Below are 20,538 nucleotides of genomic sequence, written 5' to 3' on the forward strand. Positions count from 1 at the left end.
TATGACCGTCGACACCCCGGCCAGGACCGTCCCCGCCGCCGTTTCCGTGCGCAGCCCTCGCAGCAAGACCCTCGCAGCGTGGCTCGCCTTTGTTGGCGGCCCGCTGGGGCTGCACCGCTTCTACCTCCACGGCCTGGGCGACATGCTGGGCTGGCTGCTGCCGATCCCGACCGCTCTGGGCCTCTACGGCGTCGAGCGGGCCCGCATGTACGGGCTGGACGACGGCTGGAGCTGGGTACTCATCCCGTTCCTGGGCTTCACCATCGCGGGCTGCGCGCTGATGGCCATCATCTACGGCCTGATGACGCCGGAACGCTGGAACGCCAAGCACAACCCCCAGCTCGCGCCCGATGCGGCGCCGGGTGGCACCAACTGGTTCACCATCGGTGCCGTCGTGCTTGCATTGCTGATCGGCGCGACGGTGCTGATGTCGAGCATCGTCTTCAGCTTCCAGCGCTACTTCGAGCACCAGATCGAGGAAGGCCGCCGCATCTCGCAATGAGCAGGCGGCAGGCCGGCGCCCCGCCGCCTCAGAACAGCTGCATGCTCAGCCAGTAGGCGATGGCCGCCACAAAGGCAGCAGCGGGAATGGTGAAGATCCACGCCCACACGATGTTGCCCGCCACGCCCCAGCGCACCGCGCTGGCGCGTTGGACGGACCCCACACCGACGATGGCACCCGTGATGGTGTGCGTGGTCGACACGGGAATGCCCAGCGCCGTCGCCAGGAACAGCGTCAGCGCCCCGCCCGTCTCGGCGCAGAAGCCGCCAACGGGCTTGAGCTTGGTGATCTTCTGGCCCATGGTGCGCACGATGCGCCAGCCACCGAACATGGTGCCCAGGGCAATGGCCGTGTAACAGCACACCACCACCCAGGTGGGCGGCGAGGTGTCGGCGGCGGAGGCATAGCCCGTGGCCAGCAGCAGCATCCAGATGATGCCGATGGTCTTCTGGGCATCGTTGCCGCCGTGGCCCAGGCTGTAGGCGCCGGCAGAGACCAGTTGCAGCCGCCGGAACCACCGGTCCACCCGGGAGGGCGTGGCCCGGCGGAAGATCCAGGCCACGGCCACCATCATCAGCGAACCCAGAAGGAAGCCCAGCAGCGGCGAAACGAAGATGAAGGCCACCGTCTTCCAGATACCGGCGCCCACCAGGCCCGAGGTGCCGGTCTTGGCCATCACGGCGCCCACGATGCCGCCGATCAGCGCATGCGAGGAGCTGCTGGGAATGCCGTAGTACCACGTGACCAGGTTCCAGCTGATGGCCCCGATCAGCGCGCCGAACACCACGTGCACGTCGATCACGTTGGCATGCGCGATGCCCTTGCCCACCGTCGCCGCCACGCTGAGGTGGAAGACGAAGATGGCAATCAAGTTGAAGAAGGCGGCGAACAGCACCGCCTGGCCCGGCTTGAGCACGCCGGTGGACACCACGGTGGCGATGGAGTTCGCCGCATCGTGGAAGCCGTTCATGAAGTCGAAGGCGACGGCCAGCGCGACCAGCACCACCACCACCCAGAGGGCGACCTGCACCGTTGCCATGGAGATTGCTCCCGGCGGATCAGGAGTTCTCGAGGATGATGCCCTCGATCACGTTGGCCACGTCCTCGCACTTGTCGGTGACCGTTTCCAGCAGCTCGTAGATGGCCTTGAGCTTGATCACTTCGCGCACGTCGGGCTCTTCGCGGAAGAGCTTGCTCATGGCGCTGCGCATGACGCGGTCGGCGTCGGATTCGATGCGGTCGATCTCTTCGCAGGTCTTGAGCGTGGCCTCGGCCACGGCGGGATCGGCGATCTTGCCCAGGTACTTGACGGCATCCTTGAGACGGCCGCAGCACTTGACCGACAGGGCGGTCAGGCGGGAGATCTCGTCCGTCATCTGCCGCACGTCGTACAGCGCCATGGTCTCGGCGCAGTCCTGGATCAGGTCGGCCACGTCGTCCATCGTGTTGATGAGCTTGTGGATCTGCTCGCGATCGATGGGCGTGATGAAGGTCTTGTGCAGCAGCAGGTTGACGTCGTGGGTCACGCGGTCGGCCGCGCGCTCCGCGTTGTCGACGTCGCGGTTGTACTGCTCACGCAGGTGCACGTCGTTGTAGTTGGCAACCAGCTGTTCGAAAGCCCGTGCGGCCTCGACGATGCGCTCGGCATGCTGGTTGAACATCTCAAAGAAATTGCCCTCGCGGGGCAGCAGCTTGCCGAGCATGAAATTGGCGTCCTTACACGAAAGATGCGACAGGGTGATGACACCCGAGCAACCCGCAAGTGTAAAGGGCGGCGCCTGCCGGCGCCCCCAACGGGTGCTTCAGAGGCGTTGGATGGCTTGGCCCGCCACGGCTGCGAGCTGCGCCGCGTCGACCTGCTCGGGCGCGATTTCCGCCAGCGGCAACAGCACGAAGGCCCGCTCATGCATCCGCGGATGGGGCACCACAAGGCGCGGCTCGGCGATGCGGGCATCGCCATGGAGCAGCAGGTCCAGATCGAGCGTGCGCGGCGCGTTGCGATACGGACGCTCGCGGCCCGCCTCGAGCTCCAGGCGCTGCAACTCGTCAAGGAGATCGAGCGGCGACAGCTGCGTCTCGAGGGCGGCGACCGCATTGATGAAGTCCGGGCCACCGGCATCGACGGGCGCGCTGCGGTAGAGGCTGGAGCGGGCGACCAGACGCGTCTGCGGCAGGCCGCCAAGGTCGGCGAGTGCACGAACCACGGCCGCTTGGGCGTCGCCGAGATTGGCGCCAAGCGCCACGTAGGCGCGCACGCAGGGCACTTCGGGTACGGCGTGCTTGCCTGGGACGGGGTGACCTCCAGCGTCGCTGGCGATGGGTGCGCCCGTCGGCGTGCCCGGCGCGAGGCTCACGCCGCGTCGGGCGAGGAGCCGCCCGCGTCGCCACCCCCCGCCGCGCCGCCGCCGCTGCGCGGCTTGCGGCGCCGGCGGCGCTTGCGCGGTGCCCCGCCCTCGCCGTCTGCGGGCACCAGGGCCTCCTCGCCATCGCCGGTCTGTTCGCCCAGGGCGGCCTCGGCCGGTTCACCGCCGCCCGTCGACGCAGGCGCCGCGGCACGAGGGCTGCGCGTGTGAACGCGGGGCGCGCGGCTGCCCGACTGCGCCTTGCGCTGCTCCGCCCGCACCTGCTCGATCAGGTCCTCGCGGCGGATGTCGTCGGCGGTGCTGAACTCCTGCCACCATTCGGCGATGGCCTCATCCACCTCGCCGATGTCGGCGCGCAGGCGCATGAAGTCGAAGCCGGCACGGAAGCGTGCCTGCTCCACCAGACCGTAGGGCGTGCTTCCGACGCGCTTGTCGAAGCGCGGCTGCATCATCCAGATCTCGCGCATGTCCGCTGCCAGCTTGCCGCGGCCCGACACGTCGCCGATGCGGGTGTTGAAGACGTCGTCGATGGCGTCCTGCAGCGCGGGGATCGGCGGCTGTGCACGCTGGCCCGGGCGCTCCTTGAGGCGCGCCTGCCAGCCTTCGCGCACGTCGCTCCACAGCACACAGGCCAGCAGGAAGCTGGCCGCCACCGGCTTGCCCTCGCCGACGCGGCGGTCGGTGTCGGCCAGCGCGGCCTTCACGAAGGGCAGGTCGGCGCGTTCCACCACCACGTCGAGCAGCGGATAGATGCCGCGCGCCAGACCCAGCGTGCGCAGCTGCGCGATGCTGGCCAGCGCATGGCCGGTCTGCAGCAGCTTGAGCATCTCGTCGAACATGCGGCTCTGCGGCACGTCGGCCAGCAGCCGGGCCGATTCGACCAACGGCGCCGCCGTCTTGGCGTCCATCTTGAAGCCCAGCGCCGCCAGCTTGGCCGAGAAGCGGATGGCGCGCACGATGCGCACCGGATCCTCGCGGTAGCGGGTGGCGGGGTCGCCGATCATGCGCAGCACCAGCTTGTGCGCGTCGCGGATGCCGTTGTGATAGTCGACCACGATCTGCCGCGCCGGGTCGTAGTACATCGCGTTGACGGTGAAGTCGCGCCGCGCGGCGTCCTCGTCCTGCGGCCCCCAGACGTTGTCGCGCAGCACGCGGCCGCTGGCATCCACGGCATGCTTCATGGCCGAGAGTTCGCTCTTGCTGGTGCGCTCGTTGCCGGCCACCTGCTCGGCGGCACCGGCCTCCATGTAGGCGCGGAAGGTCGAGACCTCGATCACCTCGTGCTCGCGCCCGCGGCCGTACACCACGTGCACGATACGGAAGCGCCGGCCGATGATGAAGGCGCGACGGAACAGGCCCTTGACCTCTTCCGGCGTGGCGTTGGTGGCGACGTCGAAATCCTTGGGCTTGAGGCCCAGCAGCAGGTCGCGCACCGCGCCGCCCACGATGTAGGCCTCGAAACCGGCCTGCTGCAGCGTGGTCACCACATTCTTGGCCCGCTCGTCCACCAGCGCGGGGTCGATGCGGTGCACGCTGGCATCCACTTCCTGGCGCTTGCCGAAGCGCGAACGGCTGCCGCGGGCCGAGCCCGTCTTGGCCAGGATCTTGTCGATGAATTGCTTGATCATGGAATCCGTGTGTCGGGCCGCCCCCGCAGGGCGGCCCGGAGTGTCTTCATTCGTTTTCGAGCATGTGCCGCACCAGCGGGATGGTGATGGCACGCTGCGTCTGCAGCGCATAACCGTCGAGCTTCTTGAGCAGCTCGATGAGGCTGCCCAGGTCGCGGCTGAAGCGGTGCAGCATGTAGTCGACCACCTCCGGCGGCAGCTTGAGGCCGCGCGCCGAGGCCAGTTCGTGCAGCACCGCCCGCCGCTCTGCCTCGCTCAGCAGCTGCAGTTGGAACACATGGCCCCAGGCCAGCCGCGTGCGCAGGTCCTCGCGCAGCTTGAGGTCGGCCGGCGGCAGCTCGCCCGCCGCCACCACGCCGCACTGCAGCGACTGGGCCTGAACGAACCAGCTGAAGGCGGCCTGCTGCTGCACGGTGTCGTACAGGTGCACGTCGTCCATCAGCACGGCGTCCCACTGTTCGTCGAAGGGTGGCGGATCGTAGAGGCCCGGATGCATCCAGCCCAGCCGGGCCCCCTGGTCGTACAGGGCCGAAGCCACCGACTCCAGCAGGTGCGTCTTGCCGGTGCCCGATTCGCCCCACAGGTAGATCGGTACCGGCGAGTGCAGCGTGCCCCGGCCCGTACCCACCCAGGCCCGCAGATGGGCCACCGCCTCTTCATTGGGCCCGACGTGGAAGCTCGCCAGCGTCGGCGCTGTCTGCAGGCCGATGTCGAGCGCGAGCTGCTTCATGCGAGGGAGATGGATGGCGGCGGAGGGGATGCGGGAATGCGGCGGGGCGGGCCGGAGCCGACCCTTAAAATCGCGTGAAATTCTATGCGGCCCGCCTCCGCGCCTGTCGAAGACGCCCGGGCCGCCTTCTTTTGGTCTCTTCCCTGCGCCGCTCGCCACCATGACTTCGCCCTCCTCCACCCCCCTCAGCTACAAGGACGCCGGCGTCGACATCGACGCGGGGGACGCGCTGGTCGACCGCATCAAGCCGCTGGCGAAGAAGACGATGCGCGAAGGCGTGCTGGCCGGCATCGGCGGCTTCGGCGCGCTGTTCGAGGTGCCCAAGCGCTACAAGGAGCCGGTGCTGGTCTCCGGCACCGACGGCGTCGGCACCAAGCTCAAGCTGGCCTTCGAATGGCAGATGCACGACACCGTGGGCATCGACCTGGTGGCCATGAGCGTCAATGACGTCCTGGTGCAAGGCGCCGAGCCGCTGTTCTTCCTGGACTATTTCGCCTGCGGCAAGCTGGACGTGGACACCGCCGCCCGCGTCGTGGGCGGCATCGCCAAGGGTTGCGAGCTGTCGGGCTGCGCGCTGATCGGCGGCGAGACGGCCGAGATGCCCGGCATGTATCCCGCCGGCGAATACGACCTGGCCGGCTTCGCCGTCGGCGCGGTCGAGAAGTCGAAGATCCTCACCGGCCAGAACGTCAAGCCCGGCGACGTGGTGCTGGGCCTGGCCTCGCACGGCGTGCATTCCAACGGCTTCTCGCTGGTGCGCAAGGTGATCGAACGCGCCGGCGCCGACCTGCCTTCCACGCTCGATGGCCAGCCCTTCCGCGAGGCCGTGATGGCGCCCACGCGCCTGTACGTCAAGCCGGTGCTGGCGGCCCTGGCCGCGCATCCGCATGGCGGCGAGGCGGGCGACGGCGGCATCAAGGCCCTGGCCCACATCACCGGCGGCGGCCTGCTGGAGAACATTCCGCGCGTGCTGCCCGAAGGCACCGCGGCCCACCTCACCAAGGGCAGCTGGCCGCAGACCGAGCTGTTCGCCTGGCTGCAGAAGGTGGCGGGCATCGACGACATCGAGATGAACCGCACCTTCAACAACGGCATCGGCATGGTGGTGGTCGTGGCCGCGGCAGACGCCGAGGCCTGCGCCGCCACGCTGCGCGCGCAGGGCGAGACGGTGCACGAGATCGGCACCATCGCCGAGCGCGGCAACGGCGCCGCAGTCGTCGTGGCCTGAGGATCCGCCCGGCCACGCCGTGACGATGCCGCATCCTGTCGCCGTCGGCGCAAGCCGGCCGGTGGTCATCGCCAGCTACCTGCTGATGGGGCTGGGCCTGTTGGGCATCCTGCTCAGCCATCTGCTGGTGGGCCTGCTGTGCGCCTGCGTGGGCTTTCTGTTCACGCGCTGGTTCACGCGCCTCACGGTGCAGTGGGCACATCGGCGGCTGCCGCCCCGCGCGCGGGCGCGGGTCGAATCGATCATCAAGGCCGTGGCGATCCTGCTGGTGGTGCTGGGCCCGCTGGCGCTGCTGGCGCTGGGTGTGTCGCAGGCGCGCGAATACGTGGTGGAGGCGCCGCAGCAGTACCGCGGACTGCTCGACTACATCGCCCGCACCATCCTGGAACTGCGCCAGAAGCTGCCGCCCGAGCTGGCCGCTTCGCTGCCGGCGGCGGCCGACGACGTCCAGCGCATGGTGGCCAACTACCTGCGCAACGAAGCGGGCACGCTCGCCCTGGCCGGCCGGGCCTGGCTCAACGCCGTGCTGCACGGCTACGTGGGCCTGATCGTCGGCGGCCTGGCCGCCGTCGCGCTACCGCCGCTCCACCGCCGCCCCCTGGCTGCCGCACTTCACCAGCGCATCACCACTTTCGGCCTGGCCTTCAAGCAGATCGTGGCGGCCCAGTTCTGGATCGCCAGCTTCAACACCGCCCTCACGGCCACCTTCCTGTTGCTGGTACTGCCGCTGTGGGACACGCGGCTGCCCTACACGCCCGTGCTGATCACCTTCACCTTCGTGGCGGGGCTGGTGCCCATCGTGGGCAACCTGCTGTGCAACGTGGTGCTGACCCTGGTGGGGCTGTCGGTGTCGCCGCTCACGGCGGCGGCCTGTCTGGTCTTCCTGATCCTGATCCACAAGGCCGAGTACGTCATCAACGCCAAGGTGGTCGGCAAGCGCACCCACATGGCGGTGTGGGAGTTGCTGTCGGTGATGTTCGTGGCCGAAACCGTCTTCGGGCCGGCCGGGCTGGTGGCGGCGCCGCTGTTCTACGCCTACCTCAAGAAGGAGCTGGAGGCGGCGAAGCTGGTCTGAGGCAGGCACGGGGCGCGACCTGCCGATGTCCGATTCCGATCGAAAGCGGGCGCAGCCGGTGCGGACGCAGGGCGCGGCGCTCCGAACAATGCAGGCTTCCTCAACGCCCAGACCGGAAGCAGCCATGACCACCGCCCTGCTCGTGATCGACGCCCAGGCGTCCTTTCTCCACCGCCCCTTTTACCGTCCCGACGACGTTTCCGCGTGGCTGGCCGCGCAGAACGCGCTGATCGCAGGCTGCCGCGACGCCGGTGTGCCCATCGTGCGCATCTATCACGTCGACGGCCCGCACGATGCCGCCAACCCTTTCGCCGAGGAGAGCGGCCACGTCCGCCCCTTCGACGGCCTGGCCGACTTCGCCGCCGACGCCACCTTCGTCAAGCACCGGCACAGCGCGCTGGTGGGCACCGGGCTCGACGTCTGGCTCACGCAGCAGGGCGTCCGCCGGCTGATCGTCAGCGGCATCCGCACCGAGCAATGCTGCGAGACGACGACACGCCACGCCAGCGATCTCGGCTGGCAGGTGGACTGTGCGCTGGACGCCACGCTCACCTTCGACATGGTCCAGCCCGATGGCCAGCCGCTGACGGCCGCGCAGATCAAGGCCCGGACGGCCACCGTGTTGCAGGACCGATTCGCGCAGGTGTGCAGCGCGGCGCAGGCCCTCGCACGTCTGCCCGCGCTCGAAACGGCCTGAAGCGCACAGAATCGCAGGCTGACCTCGACGCCCGGCGCCCCGCGCTGCGCCCTCCAGGCGACGGCGCGCTGAGGGCACATGTCCCGGCCCCCCTCCATGACGACCCCGAACGCCAGCCCCTTTGCGCACCTGCTCGACGGCCCCTGCTACGCCGTCATCTTTTCCTCCCAGCGAAGTGCTGGGCATGACGACGACGGCTACGCCGAGGCCGCCGACCGCATGGTCGAGCTGGCGGCGGCGCAGCCCGGCTTCCTGGGCGTGGAAAGCGCACGCGGCGCCGATGGCTTCGGCATCACGGTCTCGTACTGGGCCAGCGAGGAGGCGATCGCCGCCTGGCGCCGCCATGCCGAGCACGCCGCCGCCCGCGAGCAGGGCCGCAGCCGCTGGTACACGGCCTTCGAACTGCGCGTGGCCCGCGTCGAACGGGCCTATGGCAGCGGCCGGCCATGAGCGACCGTCCGGCCGCGCCCACGCACGTACGCGCCGCAACCACGGCCGCAACAGCACCGGCGCGCCAGCCGCAGGAAGCGCGCACCATCATCCGCGTCGTCTTTGCCCTGCTGCCCGACAGCCTGGCGCTGGACTGGGCCGGGCCCGCCGAGGCGCTGCGCATCGCCAACCGGCTGCTCGAGGCCAGCGGCCGGCCGTTGCGTTTCGAGGTGGAGTTCGCCGCTGCCCAGCCCGAACTGCGCAGCTCCGTTGGCGTGCAGCTGGCGGGCCTCATGCCGCTGCCTGGCGCCTGGGATGGGCGGGCGACCTGGCTCGTGCTGGTGGGCCTGCCCGGGCGACACATCGACGTCGACACACCCGAGGCGCGTCATCTGCTGCACTGGCTGCGCGGCCAGCGTCTGGAAGCCGGCCAACTGGAGCTGTTGACCATCTGCGGCGGCGCCCTGCTCGCGGCCCACGCGGGCCTGCTGGCGGGCCGGCGCGCCACCACGCACCACCATCACCTCGATGAACTGAAGGCCAGCGAACCGGCCTGCGAGGTGGTGGCCAACCGGGTCTTCGTGCTCGACGCGCCCGTCTTCAGCAGCGCCGGCGTGACCACCGGCATCGACCTCGTGCTGCACCGCATCGGCACGCTGTGCGGCGAAGCGCTGGCAGCCCAGGTGGCGCAGACGATGGTGATGCCGCTACGGCGCGGCCCGCAGGATCCGGAACTCTCGCCCTTCCTGGCCCACCGCCATCACCTGCATGCCGTGGTGCACCGCGTGCAGGACGCAGTGAGCGAGGCGCCCCAGGCCGGCTGGACTGTGCCGGGCATGGCCGCCCTGGCCCACACCTCACCACGGCACCTGACACGCCTGTTCGTCCAGCATGCCGGCGTGGCGCCCCTGACCTACCTGCGGCGCTTGCGGCTCGAAAAGGCCCGGCAGGCCATCGGCGCCGGCGCCAGCGTGACCCAGGCGGCCGAGGCCTCGGGCTTCGGCACGGACACGCAGTTGCGCCGGGCCTGGCATCAGTTTGGGCTGCCGGGCACGCCCGCGCGCCCCTCGGCCGCCTGATCGGGCGCGGCGTCGGCCACCGCCAGCCAGTCGGCGGCATGGGCACGCAGCACGTCGATCTGCACCCACACCAGCAGCAACTCGGTGCGCATCAGCCGCAGGCGGGCCATCACCTCGTCGGCCTCGTCCGCTTGGGGGACGTTGCGACCGGCGTCCGTCTCGGCGCCGGCAGCCAGCGCTTCGCGCGCCGGGTGCGGCGGCGCCGTACCCAACCGGCCCGCCTCGACGTCTGCCGCCAACTGTTCCAGCGCCGCGGCAGCCTGCTGGGCGGCCTCTCGCAGCACCGCCACCTGCGGGCCGTCGGGCACCGCGGCGCGGTGCGCGCCGAGCGCCGAGAGGTAGCTCAGCAGCGTGTGCGACTGGATCACGAAGCGCACCGCCACGCCTGCGCGGCGGCGGGCGAAGCCGGGCTCGCGGAACATCTCGGTCACGGCCGTGGACAGCGCCGCGTCGGCGTTATGGGCGTTGCGCCGCGCCAGCCGGTAGGCCAGGTCGTCGCGTGCGCCACTGTCGTACTGGCTCGCGATCTGGCGCAGGTAGGCCGCATGCTGGCGCATGGCCTGCGCGGCGATCTCGTGGATGCGCCGGGCCTGCCAGTGCGGCAGCACCAGCAGCACGGCCAGGCCGGCGATCACGCTGCCAATGGCGGTGTCGATCAGCCGCGGCTCGATCAGGCGCGCGCTGTCGGTGATCTGGTTGAAGCACATCAGCACCAGCAAGGTCATGGCCGCCGTGGCCAGCAGGTAGCGCGTGCTGCGGTTGGCAAAGAACACCACGCCCGCCACCACGGCGAACACCGACTGCAGCAGCGGCTGGGGAAAGAGGTCGATCAGCGCCCAGCCCGCCACCACGCCGAGGGCCGTGCCGGCCACGCGCTGACCCATGCGAGCGATGGTCTCGCCATAGCCGGGCTGGCAGACGAAGAGCGTGGTCAGCATGATCCAGTAGCCCTCCTGCAGCTGCACCACATGCATGACGCCATAGCCGGCGGCCAGCGCGACGGCCAGGCGCACGGCATGGCGGAACAGCGGCGAGCGGGGCGTGAGCTGCCGGCGCACGCGCGCCAGCGCATCGCGCCAGTCGCGGGCCGAGCGGTCGAACAGGCTCATGTCGGTGCGGCCGAGCCGGGCCGAGGGATGCGCCGTATCGCTGGCGCCGGCCAGTTGCCCGTCGAGCAGGGCCAGGTTGCGCGCCAGTGCCTCGATGGCGGGCAGCCGTTGCTGCGCCTCTTCACCTGCGGTCGCACGCGCATGCACGATGGCGCTGCGCAGTTCGGCCAGGGCCTGCACGCTCTGGCCGTCCATCACGAAGGGCTCGCGCCGCTCCACCGACCGGGCCAACTGGCTGCACGCATCGCCCTGCAACCAGAGCACGCGCTGGCAACGGTAGAGCAGGTCGCTGTGGAAGAAGGCCTCGGCCAGCGCGTTGTAGTCCTCGTGCGAGGAACTGGCGCGCTCGTGCACGTCCTGCGCGATCAGGTAGAGACCGCGGTAGCGCGCGAGCCGGCCCGTGGGCGCCCGCGGGCCGAGGCGCGAGAAGATGGCTTCCTTGGCATCGTTGAGAGCGGCGACCACCTTCGCGTTGAGCCCGGCCAGCGCCAGCCGCTTGCGCTGCACGTCCACGCCGCGCAGCGGCTCGAAGAGCGAGGCCTTGTAGCGCACGTACTCGCCCAGCACGCCATAGACCCGCACCAGCATGGCCTGCACCGGCAGCGAAGGGAACAGCGCGCACCACAGCACCGAGATCGCCCCGTACCAGGCCGCGCCGGCCACCAGCAGCAGCGGCTCGCGCCAGTGGTGGCCGGGGCCGTGCGCCGCGACGGCGTGCTCCATGCTGATGGTGGCGTACATCGCCAGGATCAACGTGCCATAGGCGATGGCCTTGTAGCGTGCGCCGATGGCGCCCAGCATGGTGATGCCAAAGGCCGCCAGGCAGAACACGCCGATGAAGACCCACGACAGGCCGAACAGGGCCTGCACCCCCGCGCCCACGGCCGCGAAGCAGGCCAGCATCACCAGGAGCGCACGCAGACGGCCGCGCCAGCTGTCGTCGGTCTCGGCCAGCGCGCTGGCGATGGTGCCGAGGAAGAGCGGGATCACCGCATCCTGGTGGCCAGCCAGCCGTGCGCCGGCCATCAGCGTGGCCAGCGCCAGCAGCACGCGCAGGGGTTGCGCGCGCTGGAAGAGCAGCCGCCATTGGCCGCGCAGGCCGTCGATCGAGATCAGGGAGTCCATGGAAGAGCGGAAAGTCGTCCGGGTCACGCAGGATGCATGCCGCGGGTCTGTTGAAGCAGCGCGCCCGTCGATGCAGGCGGTGGCCCGGCGCACCGACGGCGGTGATGGCCGGCCGGCTCAGCGGGTCGTGAACAGGATGCTCGCCCGCAGCCCGCCCGAACTCGCCGTGGCGGCCAGGCGCATCTGCGCGCCCAGCAGCTTCGCATAGCGGGCGACGATGGACAGGCCCAGGCCCGACCCTTCGCCCAGCTTGCGTCCGTCGGTGCCCTGGGCCCAGCGGTGCATCAGCGCCTGCCGCTGCACCTCGGGAATCCCGGGTCCGTCGTCGGCCACCGAGAGCACGGGCACCATCGCGCCATCGACCTCTTCCTTCGACAACTCGATGGTCACGGTCATGCCGCCGTAGCGCAGGGCGTTGTCGATCAGGTTGTCGAGGATGCCCTCCACCAGCGCCACGCTGCCGTTGATGGTGAAGCCGCCGCTTTCCTGCGCCTCGTCGAGGCCGCGGGCGCCCAGATCGACGCCGCGGGCGTCGGCACGGGTCAGGTGGCGCAGCACGGCCTCATGGGCCAGTTCGTCGAGTACCACCGGCTCACGCTGCAGCACGGCATCGGATTCGGCCGCCAGCGCCAGCGCGAGCAACTGGTCGACCAGGTGGCTGGCGCGCGCCTCGCTGTCGGCGATGCGCTGCAACTGTTCGCGCGCGACACCCGGGTCGGAATGGCCCAGGCCGTAATGCGCCAGCGCGCGGATGCCGGCCAATGGCGTGCGCAGCTCATGCGCCACGTTGCCGGCGAACTCCCGCTGCGCCCGAACGCTGCCGTCCAGGCGGACGAACAGGTCGTTCAGGGCATCGCCCAATTGCGCGACCTCGCGTGTGTCGCCGCCCACGATCACCGGCGAGAGGTCGCTGGCGTCGCGCCGGCCCAGGTCCTGCTGGAGCGCGCCCAGCGGGGCCAGCTCGCGCGCAATGCCACGCCACAGCCACCAGGCGAGCACGCCCAGCAGCAGGATCTGCGGCAGCGTCGCATAGAGCGCCAAGCGCCGCAGCAGCGCCGTGCGCGAGCCGGTCGTCTGGGCCACGACCACGGTGAAGTCGCCCGTCCCGGCGGGATGGCGCAGGACCACGGCGCGCAATTGCTTGCCGGCGAAGCGCACGTCCGCCAGATGCCAGGTCGCGCCGTCGGCCAGGAAGGGCGTCTGCAGCGTCGGCTCGCCGGAAAGCAGGCTGCCGTCGGGCCGACGGACGGCGAAGTACACCGTCTCCCGCTGGTCGAACAGCAGCGTCGTCATCTCGCGCGCCGTGAGCTGCAACTGCGCGTCGGGCCGGCCCTGGGGCTGGATGTTGGCGGCGATGGCGTAGGCATCGTCCACCAGTGCGCGGTCGAAGGCCTGGCGCACGAAATAGTTGGAGATGGTCAGCACCACCACCGTGCCGGCCAGCCAGGTGAGGGCCAGCGGCAGCATCACCTGCCGCAGCACCCGCGCGCGCAGCGACGGGCGCGGGCGATGCCCGGCCGCCGCAACTGCCGCGGCGGTGGCCGGCCGGGCGCTCAAGCGTCGCCTTCCAGCAGGTAGCCGATGCCGCGCAGGGTGCGGATGCCGGCACCGCTGCCGAGCAGCTTCTTGCGCAGGCGCGAGATGAAGGCCTCCAGCGCGTTGTCGCCCAGCGCGTCGTCGAAGCTCGAGAGCTTGTTGGAGAGCACGCGCTTGCTGACGGCGTGGCCCGGCGGGCTCATGAGCTCCCAGAGCACCTCGAATTCGCGGGCCGGCAGGTCCAGCGGCGCACTGCCGATGAAGAAACGGCGCGCCCGGCGGTCGAGCTTGAGCTGGCCGACCAATGCGACGTCATCCGTGCCCTGGGCGCGGCGCACCAGGGCGCGCAGGCGGGCGTCGACTTCGGGCAGTTCGAAGGGTTTGCCGAGGTAGTCGTCGGCGCCGGCGTCCAGGCCGGCGATGCGCTCGTCGGTTCGGTTGCGGGCGGTGAGGACCAGCACCGGCGTACGGTCACCGCGGCTGCGCGCCTGCCGCAGCACGGTCAGGCCGCTGCCCAGCGGGCTGCCGGGGCCGGGGCCGGCCGGCAGGTTCAGGTCCAGCAGCACGGCATCGAAGGGTTGCACACGCCAGAGGTAATCGGCCTCCTCCATGCTCGCCGCCACATCGACCCGATGTCCGGCATCGGTCAGGCTGCGCAGCATCACGTCGCGCAGGGTCGCATCGTCTTCCACCAACAGGATTCGCATGGGGGCGAAGGCTACCCCACCCGAAGGGAAGCTGACCAGGGGGTGGTCAGCAAGTCGTCAGTGCATCGGCGCGAATCTCGTTGTTCTGGCCTGATTGCGCCACTTGCGGGCGCGCGGAGCCCCGAGCGGGCGGTGACGGCCGTTCTTCAGGACAGTGCGCGTCTGAGTTCGGCGGCACGCTCCGTGATGGCATCGACGTCCAGAGCGTCCTCGGCATGGGCGAGGTAGGTGTCGAGGTCATGCACTGCCTGCGCGGTATGGCTCTGCTCGGCGCGGGCCAGGCCGCGGTCGCGGTACTCGCCCCAGGCCTGGGGCAGCAGCACGATCAGGCGGTCCAGAACGGCGATCAGGCGGGCCCAGTCCTCCTGCGCGCTGTGGATCTCCTTCAGGTTGCGCAGCATGCGGGCGATGATCTCCCGTGCAGGCGCGGGCTGCAGGTACAGGCCCAGCGGCACGTCGAATTCGCCCACCAGGCCGTTGCTGCGCTTGTACGGCTCCAGGCGTTCGGCCAGTTCCTCCCGCGACAGCGAACGGCCGGTGAAGGGGTCGATCACGACCTGCCCCTTGGGCAGCGACACCTTCAGCATGAAATGGCCGGGAAAGCTGATGCCGCGCGCATGCAGGTTCAGGCCCTGGGCCAGCTCGATCCACAGCACCGCCAGCGAGATCGGGATGCCGCGCCGGGTGCGCAGCACCACATGCAGGAAGCTGTTGTCGGGGTCGTAGTAGTCGTTGACGTTGCCGCCGAAACCCAGGTCGTGGAAGAAGAACTGGTTCAGCGCCCGAAGCCGCGCCAGCGGCGCGGCGTCCGCCGGCAGGCGCCGCTTGAGGCGGGCCAGCAGCTGGTCCATGTCGCCCAGCACCTGCTGGACGTCGAGCTCGGGATACTCATCCTGCGCGAGGCTGGCGGCGGCCTCGAGCAGGGGGAAGTGCTCGTCGCTCTGCACCAGCGATTCGAAATAGGCCAGTGGCGTCGGCGTGTCGTATCGAAGAGACATGGGCCTTTGTAGTGGAGCCGCGTCGCCAGCGTCAAGGCGGCCGGCGGAAGCCCCACGGCCACCTCGGCGATGCCGGGCGCCGTGCTTCAGCGCCGCACGAAGCTGCGCAACCGCAGGCCGCAGGCGGTCAACACACCGAAATACAGCACCGCCGCCCCCGCCACGAAGGCCGCCAGCAGCCCGATGCGCAGCAGCCGCTGGCTGCGCAGGCCCACCCAGTCGAAACCGTGCGCACCCCAGACCAGCAGCGCCGTCATCACCACGGTTCCCGCCAGCACCTGCAGCAGGAAGCGGCCCCAGCCCGGCGCCAACCGGTAGCTGCCGCTGCGGCGCAGGCCCACCCACAGCGCCAGCGCATTGACCAGTTGCCCCACGCCGATGGCGAGCGTCAGGCCCGCATGCTGCAGCCAGGGAACGAACGCCAGGTTGAGCAGCTGGGTGATGGCCAGCGCCGCCAGGCTGATGCGCATGGGCGTGCGCATGTCGTGGCGCGCATAGAAACCGGCAGCCAGCACTTTGATCGACACGATGCCCACCAGCCCGACGCCGTAGCCCGCCAGCGCATCCGCCGTGCGCAGCACGCTGGCGTCGTCGAAGGCGCCGTTGTGGAACAGCACCGCCACCAGCGGCACCGGAAACACCAGCAGGGCCGCCGCACAGGGCAGCGCCAACAGCACGATGAGCCGAAGCCCCCAGTCCAGCATGGCGGAATAGCGATCCGCATCCTGGGCCGCGCGGGCCGCCGCCAGCTGGGGCATCAGCACCACGCCCAGGGCCACGCCCAGCATCGCGCTGGGAAACTCCATCAGCCGGTCGGCATTGGTGATCCAGGTGACGCTGCCGGCGGTCAGGTGCGAGGCGATCTGTGTGTTGATGAGCAGCGACAGCTGCGCCCCGCTGACACCGATCATGGCCGGCAGCATCAGGCCGAGGATCTTGCGGGTGCCCGGGTCGGCCCAGGCCTCGCGCAGGGCTGCGAAGCGCACCGCCAGCTTCGGCATCAGGCCCAGTCGGCGCAGCGCCGGGATCTGGATCGCCAGCTGCAACATGCCGCCCACCATCACGCCCACGCACTGGGCGTAGATCGGCTCGATGCCCCAGCGTCGGAACAGCGGCGCCCCCGTCACGATGGACAGGATCAACGCCACGTTGAGCAGTACGGGCGAGGCGGCCGGCACCGCGAAGCGCTTCCACGTGTTGAGGATGCCGCCGGCAAAAGCCACCAGCGACATGAAGCCGATGTAGGGGAACATCCAGCGCGTCATCACGACGGCGGCATCGAAGCTGCCCGAGCGTTCCAGGCCGCTGGCCATGACCCACACCATCAGCGGCGCGGCGACCACGCCCACCCCGCACACCAGCACCAACGCCCACAGCAGCAGCGTACCGACATGGTCGATCAGTTGCCGCGCCGCGTCCTCGCCACCCTCGGTGCGGGTGGCCGACAGCACCGGCACGAAGGCCTGGCTGAACGCGCCCTCGCCCAGCACGCGACGGAACAGGTTGGGAATGCGAAAGGCGACGTAGAAGGCGTCGGTCAGCGCGCTCACGCCGAACACCGAGCTCATCAGCACATCGCGCACAAGGCCGGTGATGCGCGAGGCCAGGGTCAGCAGGGAGACGGTGGAAGCGGATTTGAAGAGCGACACGGCGGCGCAGTGTAGGCGGGGCCTTGGGGCGCCTGACTGCGCGGGCAACCGCCTGCTCCCGTTGCCGCCGCTGACCAGGGCACTCTTGCACGAGGCGAGCAAGAATCGGGTGGGCTATACTCGCGGGTTCGCCGCATCATCCCCAGACACTCAAGGAACACAAATATGGCATCCGCCAAGCCCAAAAAGAAGAACCCGCGCCTCGCGTCGGGCCGCAAGCGCGTCCGCCAGGACACCAAGCTCAATGCCGCCAACAGCTCGCTGCGCTCCAAGTACCGCACGGCCCTGAAGAACGTTGCCAAGGCCGTTGCCGCTGGCGACCAAGCCAAGGCTACCGAGCTGTTTGCCAAGGCCCAGAGCGTCGTCGACACCATCGCCGACAAGGGCATCTTCCACAAGAACAAGGCCGCGCGCGACAAGAGCCGCCTGGCCGCCAAGGTCAAGGCCCTGGCCACTGCCGCCCCGGCGGCCGCCGCCTGACGGAATTCAGGTCAGCCCGGACTGCCGACAGGCGGTCCGCCGTTTGATCGGGTGCGCTGCAGCGAAAAAAGAAAAACCGCCTTCGGGCGGTTTTTCGTTTCTGGATCCGGCAGGCCCGAAGCGGCAAACAGGCGAGGCAATCAGCCCTTGGCCGGCTTCCCGTCCGGTACCAGGCAGGCCTCGGCCACCTGGAGGTCGTTGTCCTTGGCGAAGTTCATGACGAAATCCCAGGCCATCGGCTCGGACTCCTGGAGGTCGCGGTGGACGACCACGCACTTGACGCCATTGATCACCGTCGGCACGCACCAGGGCGAATAGCTGAGATGCCCCCCGAGGCGGGCACCGCCGGGGCGGAACTGGCTCATCACGCCGGCCAGCCGCTCGGCCCAGTCGCTGGGCCGGAACGTGCGACCCTGGCTCGTGACGCCCTGGATGAAGACTTCTTTGGCAGAGGGGGAAACCATTGTTCTCGTGTTCGGCGCAGGCGTGTTGCGCCGCACAAGGGATTCTACCCAGCGTGTCCCGCGCGCGACCTCCGCGGGACATGCATCCGATGGGGATCGCGGCGCATGGCAGTGATGCGCAATCCTCAACGAAGGCGTCATGCCCCCCACCTAGAATTTCTTCACTTTCAGGAGAACCCATGAGCGTCACTGCCGCCCCCACCTCGCCCCACCTCATGAACACCTATGGCCGGCTGCCCATCGCCCTGGTGCGCGGCCAGGGCTGCCGCGTGTGGGACGTCAACGGCAAGGCCTACCTGGACGGCCTGGGCGGCATCGCCGTCAACACGCTGGGCCACAACCATCCCGAACTCGTGCCGGCGCTGCAGGAACAGCTCACCCAGCTGATCCACACCTCCAACTACTACTACGTGCCCGGCCAGGAAGTGCTGGCCGAGCGCCTGACGGCGCTGTCGGGCATGACCAACGCCTTCTTCTGCTGCACCGGGCTGGAGGCCAACGAGGCCGCCATCAAGCTGGCGCGCAAGTTCGGCCACGACAAGGGCATCGAGCGGCCGGAGATCGTGGTGTACGAGCATGCCTTCCACGGCCGCAGCCTGGCCACGCTGTCGGCCACCGGCAACCCGAAGATCCAGAAAGGCTTCGGCCCGCTGGTCGAGGGCTTCATCCGCGTGCCGCTCAACGACATCGAGGCGCTGAAGAAGGCGACCGAGGGCAACCCCAACGTGGTGGCCGTGATGTTCGAGACCATTCAGGGCGAAGGCGGCATCCACCCGATGCGCTGGGACTACCTGCAGCAGGTGCGGGCCCTGTGCGACGCCAACGACTGGCTGATGATGATCGACGAGATCCAGACCGGCATCGGCCGCACCGGGAAGTGGTTCGCGCACCAGTGGGCCGGCATCGTGCCGGACGTGATGTCGCTGGCCAAGGGCCTGGGTTCGGGCGTGCCGGTGGGCGCGGTGGTGGCCGGCCCCAAGGCCGCGAACATCTTCCAGCCGGGCAACCACGGCACCACTTTCGGCGGCAATCCGCTGGCCATGCGCGCCGGCATCGAGACGCTGCGCATCATGGAAAAGGACAGCCTGCTGCAGAACGCTGCCGACGTCGGCGCCCACCTCAAGGGCGCGCTGCAGGCCGCCTTCGAGGGCGTGGCCGGCGTCAAGGAAGTGCGCGGCCAGGGCCTGATGCTGGGCATCGAGCTCGACCGGCCCGCCGGCGCCGTGCTGACCCGTGCCTGCGACGCCGGCCTCCTGCTGTCGGTGACGGCAGACAGCGTGATCCGCCTGGTGCCGCCGCTGGTCCTCACCGTGGCCGAGGCCGACGAGATCGTCGCCCTCCTCGCCCCCATCGTGAAAGCCTTCCTGGCCGAGCCGGCACAATAAGCCCATGAGCCTTCCTGCGATCCGCCACTACCTCCAGTTCAGCGACTTCACGGCCGACGAGTACGCGTACCTGTTCCGGCGCGCGGCGCTCGTCAAGAAGAAGTTCAAGACCTACGAGAAGCACCACACGCTGGCGGATCGCACCCTGGCCATGATCTTCGAGAAGGCCAGCACCCGCACCCGCGTGAGCTTCGAGGCCGGCATGTACCAGCTCGGCGGCAGCGTGGTGCACCTGACCACGGGCGACAGCCAATTGGGTCGCGCCGAGCCCATCGAGGACAGCGCCAAGGTCATCAGCCGCATGACCGACCTGGTCATGATCCGCACCTACGAGCAGGAGAAGATCGAGCGCTTCGCCGCCAACTCGCGCGTGCCGGTCATCAACGGCCTGACCAACGAATTCCATCCCTGCCAGATCCTGGCCGACCTGTTCACCTACCTGGAGCACCGCGGTCTCGGCGCCGACGGCACGCCGGACCCCGAGGCGCTGCGTGGCAAGACCGTGGCCTGGGTGGGCGACGGCAACAACATGGCCAACACCTGGCTGCAGGCGGCCGAGATCCTCGGCTTTGCAGTGCACGTGAGCACGCCCAGCGGCTACGAGGTGGACCAGGCCGTCGCCGGCATCCGCTCCGGCGACAGCTACAAGGTCTTCAAGGACCCGATGGACGCCTGCCGCGACGCGCACCTGGTCACCACCGATGTGTGGACAAGCATGGGCTACGAGGCGGAGAACGAGCAGCGCCGCCAGGCCTTTGCAGACTGGTGCGTGGACGAGGCCATGATGGCCGTGGCCCAGCCCGACGCCCTCTTCATGCATTGCCTGCCCGCCCACCGCGGCGAAGAGGTCACGGGCGAGGTCATCGACGGCCCGCAGTCGGTCGTCTGGGACGAGGCTGAGAACCGCATGCATGTGCAGAAGGCACTGATGGAGTACCTGCTGCTCGGCCGCATCGGCTGACGGCGTTCGCGGCGCGTCCATGAGCCCCTGCCAGAGCTGCGGTGCCTGCTGCGCCAGCTACCGTGTCGACTTCAGCATCTACGAGCTGGACGACATGGGCGGCACGGTGCCCGCCGGGCTGACGGTCGAGGTCAACGGCGCCACCTGCCGCATGCGAGGCACGGACCATGTGCCGATCCGCTGCGCGGCGCTCACCGGCAAGGTAGGGCAATCGGTGAGCTGCGGCATCTACGAGTGGCGACCGAATCCCTGTCGCGAACTCGAGCCCGGGAGCTACGGCTGCGAGAAGGCGCGCGCACGGCACGGCCTGCCGGCACTCGAGGGCTGAGGCGAGTCCCTGACGCCGGGGCAACGCGCACAGGTCGCGTCTTCGTCCGCGTTGGGAATAACCGA

21 protein-coding genes are annotated in these 20,538 nt (G+C 69.7%); 10 read left to right on the top strand and 11 right to left on the bottom strand.

Annotated elements, in window-relative coordinates:
• Position 1 precedes the first annotated feature (1 nt).
• Complete coding sequence (locus tag ABIC63_RS01335) at positions 2–502, top strand: TM2 domain-containing protein (protein ID WP_294367114.1); 501 nt, start codon at positions 2–4, stop codon at positions 500–502.
• Positions 503–530: 28 nt separating this feature from the next.
• Here ABIC63_RS01335 and ABIC63_RS01340 read toward each other — a convergent pair whose 3' ends face one another.
• From ABIC63_RS01340 to hda, 5 genes are all read right to left on the bottom strand, one after another.
• Positions 531–1,541, bottom strand: a complete 1,011-nt coding sequence (locus tag ABIC63_RS01340; protein ID WP_354318399.1) for an inorganic phosphate transporter — start codon at positions 1,539–1,541, stop codon at positions 531–533.
• Between the two features lie 19 nt (positions 1,542–1,560).
• On the bottom strand, positions 1,561–2,205 hold the full coding sequence (locus ABIC63_RS01345) for a DUF47 domain-containing protein (RefSeq protein ID WP_017759823.1): 645 nt from the start codon (positions 2,203–2,205) through the stop codon (positions 1,561–1,563).
• A 99-nt stretch (positions 2,206–2,304) separates the two neighbouring features.
• Positions 2,305–2,757 carry a 2-amino-4-hydroxy-6-hydroxymethyldihydropteridine diphosphokinase gene (gene folK / locus ABIC63_RS01350; protein ID WP_354318400.1) on the bottom strand — a complete coding sequence of 151 codons (453 nt, stop codon included), beginning with the start codon at positions 2,755–2,757 and terminating at the stop codon, positions 2,305–2,307.
• A 95-nt stretch (positions 2,758–2,852) separates the two neighbouring features.
• Positions 2,853–4,493, bottom strand: coding sequence for a polynucleotide adenylyltransferase PcnB (pcnB, locus tag ABIC63_RS01355; protein WP_294367106.1), 1,641 nt, complete (start codon positions 4,491–4,493; stop codon positions 2,853–2,855).
• 46 nt (positions 4,494–4,539) lie between these two features.
• Entirely contained in the window at positions 4,540–5,223 is a 684-nt protein-coding gene (hda, locus tag ABIC63_RS01360; RefSeq protein WP_294367103.1) for a DnaA regulatory inactivator Hda, read from the bottom strand.
• 160 nt (positions 5,224–5,383) lie between these two features.
• Here hda and purM point away from each other — a divergent pair, with 160 nt between their 5' ends.
• From purM to ABIC63_RS01385, 5 genes are all read left to right on the top strand, one after another.
• A complete protein-coding gene (gene purM, locus ABIC63_RS01365) occupies positions 5,384–6,451 on the top strand; it encodes a phosphoribosylformylglycinamidine cyclo-ligase (protein WP_354318401.1) in 1,068 nt (355 codons plus the stop codon).
• Between the two features lie 25 nt (positions 6,452–6,476).
• Complete coding sequence (locus ABIC63_RS01370) at positions 6,477–7,526, top strand: AI-2E family transporter (RefSeq protein WP_294367097.1); 1,050 nt, start codon at positions 6,477–6,479, stop codon at positions 7,524–7,526.
• A 124-nt stretch (positions 7,527–7,650) separates the two neighbouring features.
• A complete protein-coding gene (locus ABIC63_RS01375) occupies positions 7,651–8,223 on the top strand; it encodes an isochorismatase family protein (RefSeq protein ID WP_354318402.1) in 573 nt (190 codons plus the stop codon).
• Positions 8,224–8,319: 96 nt separating this feature from the next.
• Entirely contained in the window at positions 8,320–8,673 is a 354-nt protein-coding gene (locus ABIC63_RS01380; protein WP_354318403.1) for an antibiotic biosynthesis monooxygenase family protein, read from the top strand.
• A complete protein-coding gene (locus ABIC63_RS01385; RefSeq protein ID WP_354318404.1) occupies positions 8,670–9,731 on the top strand; it encodes a GlxA family transcriptional regulator in 1,062 nt (353 codons plus the stop codon). Before ABIC63_RS01380 ends, ABIC63_RS01385 begins: the two co-directional genes overlap by 4 nt.
• On the opposite strand, the gene yccS is transcribed toward ABIC63_RS01385, so the two are convergent.
• From yccS to murJ, 5 genes are all read right to left on the bottom strand, one after another.
• A complete protein-coding gene (gene yccS / locus ABIC63_RS01390) occupies positions 9,686–11,965 on the bottom strand; it encodes a YccS family putative transporter (protein WP_294367083.1) in 2,280 nt (759 codons plus the stop codon). The genes ABIC63_RS01385 and yccS overlap by 46 nt on opposite strands.
• 117 nt (positions 11,966–12,082) lie before the next feature.
• Complete coding sequence (locus ABIC63_RS01395) at positions 12,083–13,522, bottom strand: sensor histidine kinase (protein WP_354318405.1); 1,440 nt, start codon at positions 13,520–13,522, stop codon at positions 12,083–12,085.
• Positions 13,519–14,208, bottom strand: coding sequence for a response regulator transcription factor (locus ABIC63_RS01400; RefSeq protein WP_076507850.1), 690 nt, complete (start codon positions 14,206–14,208; stop codon positions 13,519–13,521). The genes ABIC63_RS01395 and ABIC63_RS01400 overlap by 4 nt, the downstream gene beginning before the upstream one ends.
• A gap of 146 nt (positions 14,209–14,354) precedes the next feature.
• Positions 14,355–15,206, bottom strand: a complete 852-nt coding sequence (locus tag ABIC63_RS01405) for a SirB1 family protein (RefSeq protein ID WP_354318406.1) — start codon at positions 15,204–15,206, stop codon at positions 14,355–14,357.
• Between the two features lie 86 nt (positions 15,207–15,292).
• Positions 15,293–16,855 carry a murein biosynthesis integral membrane protein MurJ gene (gene murJ / locus ABIC63_RS01410; protein ID WP_354318407.1) on the bottom strand — a complete coding sequence of 521 codons (1,563 nt, stop codon included), beginning with the start codon at positions 16,853–16,855 and terminating at the stop codon, positions 15,293–15,295.
• Positions 16,856–17,020: 165 nt separating this feature from the next.
• Between murJ and rpsT the strand changes: the two genes are divergently transcribed.
• Positions 17,021–17,335, top strand: a complete 315-nt coding sequence (rpsT, locus tag ABIC63_RS01415) for a 30S ribosomal protein S20 (protein ID WP_017761815.1) — start codon at positions 17,021–17,023, stop codon at positions 17,333–17,335.
• A 140-nt stretch (positions 17,336–17,475) separates the two neighbouring features.
• Here the strand turns inward: rpsT and ABIC63_RS01420 are convergent, their stop codons facing one another.
• Positions 17,476–17,799 (bottom strand): DUF3579 domain-containing protein, encoded by a 324-nt coding sequence (locus tag ABIC63_RS01420; RefSeq protein ID WP_017761816.1) that lies wholly within the window; start codon positions 17,797–17,799, stop codon positions 17,476–17,478.
• A gap of 179 nt (positions 17,800–17,978) precedes the next feature.
• On the opposite strand from ABIC63_RS01420, the gene ABIC63_RS01425 reads away from it, so the two are divergent.
• Genes ABIC63_RS01425 through ABIC63_RS01435 form a run of 3 tightly spaced genes read left to right on the top strand, consistent with a single transcriptional unit; the run spans position 17,979 to position 20,473 of the window.
• Positions 17,979–19,184, top strand: coding sequence for an aspartate aminotransferase family protein (locus tag ABIC63_RS01425; protein WP_354318408.1), 1,206 nt, complete (start codon positions 17,979–17,981; stop codon positions 19,182–19,184).
• Positions 19,185–19,188: 4 nt separating this feature from the next.
• Positions 19,189–20,145 carry an ornithine carbamoyltransferase gene (gene argF / locus ABIC63_RS01430; RefSeq protein ID WP_354318409.1) on the top strand — a complete coding sequence of 319 codons (957 nt, stop codon included), beginning with the start codon at positions 19,189–19,191 and terminating at the stop codon, positions 20,143–20,145.
• Between the two features lie 19 nt (positions 20,146–20,164).
• The gene (locus ABIC63_RS01435) at positions 20,165–20,473 is read left to right on the top strand and encodes a YkgJ family cysteine cluster protein (RefSeq protein WP_294367055.1); all 309 of its coding nucleotides are present in this window, start codon (positions 20,165–20,167) and stop codon (positions 20,471–20,473) included.
• The last annotated feature ends 65 nt before the right edge of the window (positions 20,474–20,538 follow it).

The sequence above is a fragment of the Pseudacidovorax sp. 1753 genome (assembly GCF_040544975.1).
GTDB lineage: Bacteria > Pseudomonadota > Gammaproteobacteria > Burkholderiales > Burkholderiaceae_C > Xenophilus.

Bases quoted from the DNA above. Each gene is read 5' to 3' on its own strand.
- ABIC63_RS01435 (WP_294367055.1), top strand. From the start codon at position 20,165: ATGAGCCCCTGCCAGAGCTGCGGTGCCTGCTGCGCCAGCTACCGTGTC.
- hda (WP_294367103.1), bottom strand. From the start codon at position 5,223: ATGAAGCAGCTCGCGCTCGACATCGGCCTGCAGACAGCGCCGACGCTG.
- ABIC63_RS01335 (WP_294367114.1), top strand. From the start codon at position 2: ATGACCGTCGACACCCCGGCCAGGACCGTCCCCGCCGCCGTTTCCGTG.
- argF (WP_354318409.1), top strand. From the start codon at position 19,189: ATGAGCCTTCCTGCGATCCGCCACTACCTCCAGTTCAGCGACTTCACG.
- rpsT (WP_017761815.1), top strand. From the start codon at position 17,021: ATGGCATCCGCCAAGCCCAAAAAGAAGAACCCGCGCCTCGCGTCGGGC.
- ABIC63_RS01425 (WP_354318408.1), top strand. From the start codon at position 17,979: ATGAGCGTCACTGCCGCCCCCACCTCGCCCCACCTCATGAACACCTAT.
- ABIC63_RS01340 (WP_354318399.1), bottom strand. From the start codon at position 1,541: ATGGCAACGGTGCAGGTCGCCCTCTGGGTGGTGGTGGTGCTGGTCGCG.
- ABIC63_RS01420 (WP_017761816.1), bottom strand. From the start codon at position 17,799: ATGGTTTCCCCCTCTGCCAAAGAAGTCTTCATCCAGGGCGTCACGAGC.
- pcnB (WP_294367106.1), bottom strand. From the start codon at position 4,493: ATGATCAAGCAATTCATCGACAAGATCCTGGCCAAGACGGGCTCGGCC.
- ABIC63_RS01375 (WP_354318402.1), top strand. From the start codon at position 7,651: ATGACCACCGCCCTGCTCGTGATCGACGCCCAGGCGTCCTTTCTCCAC.
- ABIC63_RS01370 (WP_294367097.1), top strand. From the start codon at position 6,477: ATGCCGCATCCTGTCGCCGTCGGCGCAAGCCGGCCGGTGGTCATCGCC.
- ABIC63_RS01405 (WP_354318406.1), bottom strand. From the start codon at position 15,206: ATGTCTCTTCGATACGACACGCCGACGCCACTGGCCTATTTCGAATCG.
- ABIC63_RS01345 (WP_017759823.1), bottom strand. From the start codon at position 2,205: ATGCTCGGCAAGCTGCTGCCCCGCGAGGGCAATTTCTTTGAGATGTTC.
- ABIC63_RS01400 (WP_076507850.1), bottom strand. From the start codon at position 14,208: ATGCGAATCCTGTTGGTGGAAGACGATGCGACCCTGCGCGACGTGATG.
- yccS (WP_294367083.1), bottom strand. From the start codon at position 11,965: ATGGACTCCCTGATCTCGATCGACGGCCTGCGCGGCCAATGGCGGCTG.
- ABIC63_RS01385 (WP_354318404.1), top strand. From the start codon at position 8,670: ATGAGCGACCGTCCGGCCGCGCCCACGCACGTACGCGCCGCAACCACG.
- purM (WP_354318401.1), top strand. From the start codon at position 5,384: ATGACTTCGCCCTCCTCCACCCCCCTCAGCTACAAGGACGCCGGCGTC.
- ABIC63_RS01380 (WP_354318403.1), top strand. From the start codon at position 8,320: ATGACGACCCCGAACGCCAGCCCCTTTGCGCACCTGCTCGACGGCCCC.